8 protein-coding genes are annotated in these 12,685 nt (G+C 33.7%); all 8 read left to right on the forward strand.

Annotation, left to right across the window (positions count from 1 at the left end):
• Positions 1 to 7 precede the first annotated feature (7 nt).
• Positions 8 to 2,560, forward strand: coding sequence for a DNA topoisomerase (ATP-hydrolyzing) (locus tag WKH56_RS10245; protein ID WP_342835541.1), 2,553 nt, complete (start codon positions 8 to 10; stop codon positions 2,558 to 2,560).
• Between the two features lie 4 nt (positions 2,561 to 2,564).
• Positions 2,565 to 3,368: a hypothetical protein gene (locus WKH56_RS10250; protein WP_342835542.1), complete on the forward strand. Its 804-nt coding sequence runs from the start codon at positions 2,565 to 2,567 to the stop codon at positions 3,366 to 3,368.
• Positions 3,369 to 3,484: 116 nt separating this feature from the next.
• Positions 3,485 to 4,459 carry a DNA double-strand break repair nuclease NurA gene (locus WKH56_RS10255; RefSeq protein ID WP_342835543.1) on the forward strand — a complete coding sequence of 325 codons (975 nt, stop codon included), beginning with the start codon at positions 3,485 to 3,487 and terminating at the stop codon, positions 4,457 to 4,459.
• 201 nt (positions 4,460 to 4,660) lie between these two features.
• On the forward strand, positions 4,661 to 6,373 hold the full coding sequence (locus WKH56_RS10260; RefSeq protein WP_316910895.1) for an ATP-binding protein: 1,713 nt from the start codon (positions 4,661 to 4,663) through the stop codon (positions 6,371 to 6,373).
• A 49-nt stretch (positions 6,374 to 6,422) separates the two neighbouring features.
• Positions 6,423 to 7,433 carry an acyltransferase gene (locus tag WKH56_RS10265; RefSeq protein WP_342835544.1) on the forward strand — a complete coding sequence of 337 codons (1,011 nt, stop codon included), beginning with the start codon at positions 6,423 to 6,425 and terminating at the stop codon, positions 7,431 to 7,433.
• Between the two features lie 155 nt (positions 7,434 to 7,588).
• Complete coding sequence (locus WKH56_RS10270) at positions 7,589 to 8,803, forward strand: metallophosphoesterase family protein (protein ID WP_342835545.1); 1,215 nt, start codon at positions 7,589 to 7,591, stop codon at positions 8,801 to 8,803.
• Complete coding sequence (locus tag WKH56_RS10275; protein WP_342835546.1) at positions 8,790 to 11,201, forward strand: AAA family ATPase; 2,412 nt, start codon at positions 8,790 to 8,792, stop codon at positions 11,199 to 11,201. The genes WKH56_RS10270 and WKH56_RS10275 overlap by 14 nt, the downstream gene beginning before the upstream one ends.
• A 212-nt stretch (positions 11,202 to 11,413) precedes the next feature.
• Positions 11,414 to 12,682: a UDP-N-acetylglucosamine 1-carboxyvinyltransferase gene (murA, locus tag WKH56_RS10280; RefSeq protein WP_316910891.1), complete on the forward strand. Its 1,269-nt coding sequence runs from the start codon at positions 11,414 to 11,416 to the stop codon at positions 12,680 to 12,682.
• Positions 12,683 to 12,685: the final 3 nt, after the last annotated feature.

Here is a 12,685-nt window from a genome sequence, read left to right on the forward strand (position 1 = left end):
TAAAGTCTTGAGACCTGATGAAAACATTGAAGAAAGACCTATAGAAAACGAACTAAGAAGTTCTTTTTTAGATTATGCAATGAGCGTTATTACTTCTCGTGCATTACCTGATGTACGTGATGGACTTAAACCTGTACACAGACGTATTTTATACGCTATGTCAGATCTAGGTATGACTCATAGTAAACCATATAATAAAAGCGCTCGTATCGTTGGGGACGTTATTGGTAAATACCACCCTCACGGTGACTCATCTGTTTATGATGCACTAGTTAGATTAGCGCAGGAATGGAATATGCTAGCTCCCTTAGTTGAAGGACAAGGTAACTTTGGCTCTATGGATGGAGACAGAGCTGCTGCAATGCGTTATACAGAAGCTAGAATGGCAAAGTTAACCGAAGAGCTCTTAGATGGATTAAAGAAAGACACGGTTGATTTTAGAGACAACTATGATGGGAGAAATAAAGAACCTATTGTTCTTCCTGCTAAGTTTCCGCAATTACTTGTAAACGGGACTTCTGGTATTGCTGTGGGTATGGCTAGCCATATGGTATCTCATAATTTAAGAGAAGTTATAGACGGTATTATCGCTCATATTAATAATCCTGATATTACAATTGATCAATTAATGGAATATATTAAGGGTCCTGACTTCCCTACTGCCGGAACTATCTTCGGTGAAGAAGGTATTGAAAAAGCATTTAAAACAGGACGAGGAACTATTATTGTGCGTGGTAAGGCTCATATTGAAGAAATTGATGGTAGTGCAGCTATCATTATAACGCAGCTACCGTATCAAGTTGGCAAGCACGTTATTAAAGAAGAAATTCGTACAATTCAACATATGTATGATGAGTTCAAAAACAAAAATAGAGGCCAAAAGAAAAAGCGTTTTTATGTAAATAAGCCAAAAAAAGCTTTAGATTTCGCTAAAAAAGACCGTCTTTATGAAGACAATAATAAAGATTCCACAGAAGATAATATGAGAATTATTGTAGAGTTAAAGAAAGGCGTAGATCCTCAAGTTGTTTTAAACCACCTCTACAAATATACATCCCTTCAAACTACCATCTCCATTAACAATACGGCATTAATCCCGACTAAAGAAGGTAAAACAAGACCTCGTTGCTTAAATCTAAAGCAAATGGTTGAAGAATACATTAAACATCAAAAAGAAGTGTTTTCTAGAGAAGCTACTTTTGACTTAAAAAAACACGAAAAAGAGTTTAAAGAGCTTGAGGGTTTAACTAAAGCTTTAAAAGAATTAGATCGCACTTTAAAAATTATTAGGCAAGCCGACACTGATCAGGAAGCCATTGAAGGATTAATGAACCTTCTAAAAATAGATAAAGACCAGGCTGTATATATTATGGATCGTAAAATCCGCTCTATTTCCAATATGGAACAATCTAAAATTAAAAGCAGAGCTGACTACTTAAATCAAGAAGTTAGACGTTTAAAAGAAATTATTGAAAACGAAGAAGTACTAAAAACGGTAATTATTAATCATTTAGAACGACTTAAAGAAGACTACGGAAAAGACCGCAAAACAGCTATCCTCCCGCCCGTTGGAGATATCACTATTGAAGACTTAATTCAAAACGAGCGTGTTGTAGTTACAGTTAGCAATAATGGCTATATTAAAACTACAATGGAATCAAATTATAAAACTCAAAGAAGAAATGGTCGTGGTGTTAATTCAATGGGACTAGATGATGATGATTTTGTAAAACATTTAGACATTCTATATAAACACGATCATCTCCTATTGTTTACTGACCACGGAAAAGTTTATAGTTTAAAAGGATATGACATCCCTGAGACACAATCGAACGCAAAAGGAATTCACATTTTTAACCTACTACCAGGACTTGAAGATGAAGAGCAAATACAATCTGTTGTTTCTGTAAAAGATTTTAGCGCTGACCTTTCTTTATTCTTTACTACTGCAAAAGGTAAAGTTAAAAAGACTTCGCTTGCTGATTATAAAAACATACGTAGAACTGGAATAGTAGCAATTAAATTTGAAGAAAAAAATGATAGATTGGTAAACGTATCTCTTACAAATGGTGCAAATAACATTGTATTAGTTACTAAATTCGGACAAGCTATTAAGTTTTCTGAAACAGAGATTCGTCAAACTAGCCGGGACACTCAAGGCGTAAAAGGTATTTCCTTACGAAAAGACGATTACGTTATTTCATCCGATATTGAGGAATCCTTTGGGGACTTGTTTGTAATTACTGAGTATGGTTATGGTAAAAGAACTCAACTTAACTTGTTTAAGACGCAAATTCGTGGAGGTGTAGGTGTTAAGGCTATTAAGACCAATGACAAAACTGGTAACGTAGTTGGAGCACTTATTATCGATTCTCAGGATGCGGTTTACGTTCTTTCTACTCAGGGTTCCCTTATTAAATTAAAAGCTGAAAGCCTATCTCAGTTCAGCAGAAATGCTCAAGGAACTAAAGTTATAAACCTTAGAGAAAATGATAGTGCTCAAACAATTGCTCGATTATCCGATCAAGAACAAGATGAAGATGACAATACGGAGGAATGATTAGGTGAAAATCTTCAAAAAAACTTCACCACTTTGGACGATAATTGTTGTAGTTGGCCTTCTCTTTTTAATCATACAAAGTTTTTATGTTGATCATAACTACGCTGAGTCTCAAAACGTTGCGGATTTTCCTATAAACAAAACAATCTTTTTTACTGTTAAAGAGCACCAGTTTACCATACATAAAAAAGGTTTTGATTCTTTAAATGAAAGCTTAAAGTTATGGGAATACGACAAAAAAGACAATAATGTTTATCTACGAGAAGAGGCTTTAATGCCTACGCAATATACACCCCTAATGGTAATATATGATCGTGGTGAAGATACATATGAAAAACAAGAAAATATGGTACCTGTTAGCTCGTTCCCTTTTTCATTTAAAAACGCTGGAACTTCCCTTCAAGTAAACCAAGTAGATAAAGATGGTAAAGTATACTTTCAGTATCAAGATAAAGAACTATCATTAAATAGCGGTGATACGTATCGTCTACCTTACTTTGATGGGTATAGGCTTAAAATGGTCACAATTAAAAACCACGGACTATTTAGTTCTAAACAGTTCCGTGTACAGAAAACAGGAACCTATGTTAAAAAGATAGATTCTAAAAATATCGAGATTCAAGCTGAATCTAAAGTGGATAATGCTGAGACCATTTATATCAAAGGATTTAAACTCCCTAAAGTAAGTAAAGGTGCTATAGTATCCTATAGTTTTTATAAAGAACAGCAAGGAAATGGGATAACAAGAAAAGTGTTAACAGATTTTAAAGTTCTAGAAGAACCTACAGATACAAAACAAGATAAATAATGAAGATTAAAAGGGCTCCAGGGATTATGCCAATCTTGAGCCCTTTTAATTTGTTGTGGAGAGAAAATATAATTCTTTTCAATAGATTTAGTCCTAGCAATGAGAGGAGAGTTTTTTTGCATTTTATTATTGATCAAACCTCTATTAGAAGAGCTGCCGAATTTATGGAAACTGTAAGAAGTCAGTTGCAAATTGATTCTGAATTAGAAGATGCTTATAACCTACTTCCTTTTAAAGCCAAAAATCATAGCAATGTACTTGCGGCTATAGATGGAAGCCACCATTCTGTAAAAGGTAAAAGTTTTGTATTCTCGGCTATTAATAGTGGTTTCCAACTCTTTCAAGAAGACAAATTAGTACACACTGAAATAAGCCGAACAAAAATAGAAATTCTGACTAAGGATAACTACAAAAAGCGTCACAATGAATACTACAAAAATGTTACTGGTCAAAAACCACAAGGCCACTTGGATTTTGATAAAGCTACGGAAAGAATAAGAACACTTCTTGAATGGGACAAAGTAAAATACCTTATTTCCTACTTAGGAAAAGGAGACATTATATTATTTGATGGTTCAATGATATCTGGTGTTATTTCCACTAATAAGAGCTTCTTTGATGATTTATGTCAACAAGCCAAAGATAAAGGAATTGTCTTGGCTGGTCTTTCTAAAGACACCTCTTTATTAAAGGATAATGTACCTATCCCAATGATTTTAGCTTCTCATATGAAGAAACAAAGCATTAAGTCAAATTGGTACCATTACTACGAAACCGAAAAAACCTATTTTGTAAAATTCCGCAAACATATAGACCTCATTTTTCGTCTGGACTTGGTTTTACCAGATGATATTAATCCTGAAAATGCGATTAAATTAATAGCTTCTTACTGCTACAACGAAGGAAACCAAGGCTACCCCTATCCTCTTCAATGGATTCACGATGAAGTTCGAATTAGTGAACAGCAGTTCTTAAGCTGTTTAGAAGAATTTAAAGTTGAATGTAGAAAGCGTGGCATATCACGGGCTTTTATTGATGAGCTTTTTACCATATATCACGATCAACTAGATGTAATGTCGTTTGGCAGGTAAATTTTTAGGAATAATTGCCTTTGAATAGAGAATTAATTTTTATGTTAGAAACAATGAAAAACCCTAAAAATATTGAGTACTTTCTTAGTTCCCTGACGATGGATGAAAAAGAAAAAATCCCCTATCTTATGAGTTAAGTCTCAAAAAAAGTTAGAAAGCTATGGGAAAGTCATTTTTAATTGAATGTGGAGTGTATTGCTTATGTATGAAAAAGAATTTATTGGCGGTCACATTTTTGATGGTAGCATTGCTAACTTAAAATTTGCTTACGATGCGCTAACGCGTACAAATAACGAGTTTGTAAAAACACCTATTGAAAATGGTGAAATCCTAATATCGGAAGAACCCTTTTCAAGTGAAAAATATTTCTTGAGAGTAAACGAAATTAAATATGGCGGTAACGCTGCTTGGGCACTTGAAATGGCTAGAGAACACAACTATTTTGAAAAAAATAGAGACCTAAGTGATGAGCACGAAAATCCAGATGAACCTTTCCGAGCACAAAGAGAAGAGCAACGATTTAACATAGCTGAATGTGAAATACTTGGTGTATCAAGGGAAAACGGTTTTTATTCAGCTAGAACCCCTATATCTGTCTTCTCCAGAGTGCGAAAGTTAACTCCTCAAGACTTTGACGGCCCTCTCAAACAAACAATGGGCGATCTAAAAATTGGTCATCTCCGCTCCGGAAGTCAGGTGCTTAGCTTAGAGGCTGGCATTTTTAAGAAAGCCCTTAGCACACATACATTTATTACAGCAAGAACCGGTGGCGGTAAATCAAACACAATGAAAGTCCTTAACGGTGTAATGTTAGAAAGTAAAGGAGAAGTTTCCCCACTTATTTTTGAACCTCACGGTGAGTATATCCAAGACTTAAAACGTCATCCCTTACAAAAAGAACGATTAGTTATATACAATCAAGATGGTCGAGATGGAGACAATAAAATTAAAATTGCTTATAAACGCGTCACAGTAGACTCCCTTATGAATATTCGTAAACAAATGAGATGGACGGAACCGCAAGAAAGGTTTATGACAGAGGCTCAAGCAGTTTTAAGGGATAATTGGTTTCAAGTACTAGTTGAAACTCCGTATGATGAAGAAGAATACTTTATAATGAATGGTAAACCTTTCGAGGATGATAATATGGGTGATTTGCAAGATTTTGTTACGCACTTTGGTAAAGGAACTGGTTCAAAACCTAAGCTTTTGAGGGACATCTTTAGAGGTGGGGCTCACGTAGATACTATTAAAGCAACAAAATCTAAGTTACAAAGATTAGCCCGATCTACTTTCTTGGTAGCTGATGAAAAACAGGATGATATGGAATTTATCATTGGTCATCTACTTAATGGAAAAGGTGTATTAGTTGATATGGCTTCACTTTCAGGACTTCAAGAGTTATTCTTGTCTTCTCTTTTAACTAGTGAAGTACTAGAAAGGCAAAAAGATCTCTATAAGAAAGATAGAAAAGGTTTTGAAGAAGGAAAATATCCTACAATCGCTATAGTTCTTGAAGAGTGCCAGCGTGTACTTGGTAAGGGTGAGGATACAGAAGGAAATGTGTTTAGAAGCGTAGTAAATGAGGGCCGCAAATTCTTGTTAGGTTTGATTGCGATTACGCAGCAAGCCAAACTTATGGATCCTGTTGTGTTATCTCAAATGAATACTCATATTATTTTGGGTATATCTGACGAAACTGATTTTGATTTATTAAAAGGTAGAGTACAAAAATCAATCAAAAACTTAGAAATGGACATAAATCAATTAATGCCTGGTGAGGCTATTATTTCTTCCCCTACTTCCCCTTTTGCACTTCCTATAAAAATCTTTGAATACAACCAATATATAGAAAAAGTAAAAAGAGAACTTCCCTCAAACCAAAGCAATTCAAATTTTTCTTTATTTAACTAATTAATATACCTATAAAACGTATTCACTTTTCAATGATGGGGGTTCTATAATGCAACCTAACAGAAATGTTGGAATAGATGTTGTTAAAGCATCTGCAGTTTTATTTGTTCCTTCAGTTCACTTTTTTCTTCATACATACTTCTATAATACACCGCTAAATGGTATTAATATGTTTGTTCAGCTTTTCTGTAGAATGATGTTTTTAATTTGTGTGCCTTTGTTTTTAATTCTTACTGGTTATCTTCAAGCTAATAAGAGACCAGAGGGTAAATACTTTAAAAAGATATGGTCTATTATAATAATCTATCTTATTTACTCTGTTATAGCCATTCTAGTTCGTGAATTTTACTTTCAAGATCACAAGGACATAGGAGAATGGATAAGATTAATTCTTCTATTTAAAGCTAACGGTTATTCTTGGTATATCAATATGTTTATTGGACTGTTTTTGTTAAGTCCTTATTTAAACATCTTATATAAAGGAATTCCCACAAAGAGGGGCAAACTTCTTCTTATCGGTATCTTGTTATTCCTTACATCGGTACCTGAACTATTAAACGGAAAGGCTCAAGGTTTTTTAAACTTTCCGGATTTTTGGAAATTACTTTATCCACTAACTTATTATTTTATAGGTAGTTTTATAAAAGAATTTCAAGTTACTATGAAAACTGGCTTAAATATTTTCTTAGTTTTATTATTTGGATTAGCTTCTGCAATAACAGAATACTTGTATGCAAACGAAGGAAAGTTTCTACAAAAGGTAGGATATTACCCGTCTTTATTGGTTGTAATGCTATCTGTTTCATTTTTTATAATGTTTTACAGATGCAATATAAAAAATAGAATTATTGTTAAAACGATTTCTCTTCTTTCTATACTCTCATTAGATATTTATTTAGCATCTTACATTACAGATTTATTTGTATATGAGTACGTTTCAGAACATTTTCCTCATTCCCAAACAAAAATTATCTATTACTCTCCACTTGTAGTCGGTGCGACGGTAACTGGCGCTTTTATACTCGCTTACCTACGTCACAAAATAATAAAAATAAGGTGAAACAACTCATAAAAAAGAAGGCTTTCTATAGCCTTCTTTTTTTATGTCCTTTTTCTAAATACAGAAATAACAAATATTACTTCCCGCCCTAACTACTTAAATTGAAAACAAAATATAGAATATAATCCCCACAAATTACTATTAGGGGTGTAAATATGTCGCAAAGAAAAATTAAATTTATGCATATTGCTGATACGCATAATGGGTATAGCGGAAATGCAAGCCTTCATAACGAGTTTTCAGAACTTAAGATAAATAAATATACTGAGACCGGTGAAAACATACGCACAGCTGATATAAACAATGCGTTTGCACAAGCTATTGACATTGCTCTTGAGGAAAACGTAGATTTTGTTATTCACGCTGGAGACGGAATGAATGAAGTTGGTTATAAGAATCCTGCGCATTATAACTTTTATATGGATCAAGTAGAACGCTTTTCATCTACGGGTCGTACTTGGTTAGAAATAGCGGGTAATCACAACTTTTCTAAAAAGGCTGGAGTTGGCAGTGAACTTTTTAAATTAGGTAAAATGCAAAACGTTATTTCTGTGTTTAAGGGTTTATATGAGCAGCGCACTATTAAAGGAATTGATGATGTTGTATGCCACTGTCTCCCCTCCTCTTATGATAATGTAACGTTCAAGGATGAATTAGAAAAAGTTAAAAAGGTGGAAGAAAAAGTTAATATCTTAGTTACTCACTGTGGAGTTTCTTCTATTCCCCAATATGCAGAGAATGAAAGTTCTATCGTTGTTCATCTTGATGATTTAATTAACAAAAAAATGGATTATGTTGCATTAGGAGACTATCACATTTACACAGATTTAGGTCATAACATTATTTACCCAGGACCAATTGAACATCTGGCTTTTGGACAAGAGAAAATGCCAAGGGTATTAATTGTGGAGATTGATTTGGAAACAAAGGAAGTAACTAAAACAAACAAGTTTTTAAATGTTAGGCCTATGATTGATATGAAAGAAATAAATGCTGAAGGAATGCTTATAGAGGACATCCAATCTCAAATTATCCAAAGATTTAAGAGTGAGAAAGTTGAAGGCGGTATTGTAAGACTTATTATTAAAAATCTGCCTAAAAATTTAAAGCATCGTCACTTATTTCTTACTGACGATATTCGCAATGAAATTGACCGCTGCTTATATTTTAAATTCGACTTTAAAAACAAAGTAGAGTTATCGGAAAGTGTGAAAACTAAGGAAATGGATAGTGATGAATTCGAGAGTCTGCAAGACGGATTATCAAATTTCGTTAACCAGATCCCTGAAGATCCTAACTTCCCTAAAAAAGAGCTCCTCACGTTTATGATGCCATATCTAGCGGAGGTTCTCGAAAATGCTGATAACTAAACTTCAAGGTGAATTTGTGCGACAATACCCTTCTATATTAGTGAACTTTCCTGAAGAAGGTCTTATGAACATTAACGGTCCTAACGGAGCTGGTAAAACTACTATCCTCACCCTAATCGAGCTTGCTTTATTCGGCAATATATCTGGAATAAAGGCTTCGGAAATAAAATATGACCAAGCTAAGAAGAGTCAAAAATGGTGGATAGAACTTACATTTTTAAAGGATGGGAATGAATACTGTGTTCATCGACACGAAACAACAGCAAAAGCGAACCTTTCTGTTAATGGAAAAGTGCTAATAACCGGTGGTCAGTCAGAGGTAACGGATCATATTGTTAATAAAATTTTACGAATGGACCAGACTTCTTTTACAAATGCCTTTTATGCTAGACAAGATGATTTTGATAATTTAATTAAGTTGAGTCCGGAAAAACGTAAGAAAGAAATATCTCGTCTTTTAAAAATAGATAAGATTGATGATGCTATAAAAAAAGTTCGTTCGGACAAAAATCAATTAATCACCATAATTGATGAGCAAGAAAGGCACATTAAAAATCCTTCTGAGTTTGATGAAGCAAATTGCGCCCTGAAAGAATCCCTTGCCACTACTAACAGTAACCTAAAGATGCAAGAACAAATTGTTAAAGAGAGAGAAATTTCTTATAAGTATCTTCTTGAACATAAAAACATTCTTGATAATAACTACGAAAAGCACCAGGAACTTTTATCAAATCTTAAAGAGAAAACTCAAGAAAGAAAGTATTTAACGGAAATGAGCCTGCCTGCTGTGGGTAAGGAGCTTAAAGAGATTGCCGACAGTAAAGTTGAGTTTTCAAAAATGGAACAAGATATAAAGAAATATGATGTAGCACTTCTTAAACTTCAAGGAATGCACGAAATAAAATTACTTTTCGTTCAGAAGACACAACTAATTGATCATATTATGACTCTTAAGAATAGATTAACCGCTAAAAAAGATCGGATGGACAGCCTTAAAGGATGTATTCTTGACACTAACTATACTGAGCAAATACAAAATGTAATAAAAGAAATAACTAACTTAGAAAATATAATATTGAGTGTTGATAAGGACTTAATTTATTTTCGAAGTGAATTAGTTTATGTAACTAATCAAGGTAAGCATTTTAAGGAAGAACGAAATTCATTGCTAAATGTGGGTCAGGATGCCTCTTGTCCTGTATGTAAACGCGCTATGGGTGAACACTTCCATACACTAACTGATGATTACAAACAAAAATTAGAAAGCTTAGCTACTCAACATAATGAGCTAGTAAAAGAGATTGAAACTAGAGAAGAAAAGAAACAAGATATGTTTAAAAAAATTAATTCTTTAAAACTCACAAGAGAAAATTTAGAAAATGAAAGTCGGAAATTGGACAAGTTGCTGGATGAATTTAAAATGTTGCAACAAGATTTTCAAAATGAGAAACAGGATTATCTGAACGTTGAAAAACAACTTAACAATTTTAAAGATATTCGCTTTGATGAAGAGGAATTTAAGTTGTTAAGTATTGAGGTAGAAAAATTGCAAAAGAAAAAGGATCGTTTTAGCATTCTCTCTTCTTTAATGGCAAAGGAACCTGGGCTTCTTCAACAAGAAAAAGAAATACATAATAAAATTAAGTTAATTAGTGATGATATCCACCGCGTAGAGAGTTCATTAGAAAAGCTGAAATTCAATTTAGAAGAATACCGTTCCCACCAACATAAAATTAATAAAGAAGTAGAATTGTTACGCGCAGCAGAGAAAGAATTATCTGTAGTTAAAGAAGAGAAAAAGAACGTAGAAGTGCGTATGGAACATTTAGAGAAAGATCGTAATGAAAATCAGATAAAAATTAAGGATATGGAAGAACGAAAACGTAAGCTTGCTTATTTAATTAAAACAGAAGAAGTCTTTAAAAATTATAAAATTGATCGGATGTCTAAAGTTAGGCCTCGTTTAGAGAGTATAATGCAAGATTTACTCTCATTTATAACAGATGGTAAGTATGATTTAGTTCAATTGGATGATCATTACAATGTATTTGTTTATCGAAACGGGATTAAGAAGCCCTTCCACCTCTTCTCTGGAGGAGAACAAAAGTTAATAGCGCTCTGTATGCGATTAGCTATTAGTAGAATTTTAACTTCTCAAGGAGAGCATAAGAACTTTGATTATTTGGCCTTGGATGAAGTTTTGGGTTCAATGGATGAAGGAAGACAAGAAACAATTATAGATGCGCTCCGTAAACTAACCGGTGTTTTCAAACAAATTTTTATGATTACTCATAATTCAAATATAAAAGACCTTTTTGACTATACCTTGCAGGTTGAGCAAAACTTAGACCTTTCTTCTAGAGTGTATTGGACTTCCGATATAGTAGAAAGCATTTAATATTACATATTTATTTATAAAAATTTACAGAGACACAAATTGACGCTTTCATTTATGTTTTTTATGTAATATAATTTCATAGTCAAAAACTATAAAAGAAGATTTTTTTTATTCTAAAAATAAAGGGAATAAATTGAAACTTAATAATTTTTTAATTGATATCAACTAAAATTGAAAGAGGTGTACAGTCGCTTTAAGCGGCGATTATATATATGAGCGTATTAACGAAATCTGATTCTGTTGTTGTATCCGGACAAACTCCCCTATTTGGAACTGTAACTACACAAGGGAGTAAAAATTCAGCACTGCCACTATTGGCTTCTTTACCTCTTTTTGATGAAGTTGAGATTGCTAACTGCCCTGATCTTACTGATATTCACGTTATGGTAGACACTTTGAAATACTTAGGTGCTACAGGTTCGTTTTCAGATGGCGTAGTAAAGTTAAACCTTCGTAACATTATGAATCGACCTATTTCTGAGGAGTTTACAAACAAATTGCGTGCCTCTTCCCTATTCCTTGGTTCTCTACTAGCAAGATTTGGTGAAGCTCGTGTCGGAATGCCTGGTGGTTGTGTAATCGGTTCCCGCCCTCTTGATATTCACCTTAATGGTTTTAAAAGCTTAGGAGCTGAGGTAGATAAAGGTGCTGGTAATATTACTGTTACTTCTAACGGATTAGAAGGACAATTTACGTTACCAATTCCATCGGTAGGTGCCACTCAAAACTTAATTTACGCATCTGTTTTCTCTCCAAGTGAAGTGAAGTTACATAACATTGCTATTGAGCCGGAAATCTTTGAATTAGTTGATTTCTTAAATGCAGCTGGTGCTAATATTACATTTGAAAACCCTAAAACTTTAACGATCCGTGGTGTTAAACGTTTAAACCCAATTCAATTTAATGTTCAACCTGACCGTATTGAGGCCTTCACTCTTTTAGTAGCTGGTGTAGCTACAAAAGGTAGCGTGAAAGTAACTCATTGTCGCCCTGAACATTTAACTGCTCCACTTCAAGCATTAGAAGCTATGGGCGCTAAAGTAGAAATTGGAGATGACTGGGTTGAAGCTTCTTATATTGGGCCTCTAAAAGGAATTCAAGTAGAAACTGGTTTCTACCCTGCTTTCCCTACTGATTGCCAACAACAAATTTCTATTTTAATGGCGTTAGCAGAAACTCCATCCATTCTATCTGAAAAAGTCTTTAATAGCCGTTTCCGTCATTTAGATGAACTAAGAAATATGGGTGCTGAAATTAAAATTAACGATAACTCTGCTGTTATCCAACGTTCTGAAAATGAAAGAGGTATGATTGGTTGTAAAGTGGACAGCTATGATTTACGTGGAGCTGCTAGTATGATTATTGCTGGTATGGTTTCTGAAGGTGTTACAACTGTTCAATCACTTAGATACTTATATCGTGGATATGAAGAGTTTATCGAAAAACTTAACCGTTTAGGTGCTGAAATTTCATACCGATAATAA

It is taken from the genome of Priestia sp. SB1, assembly GCF_038898415.1.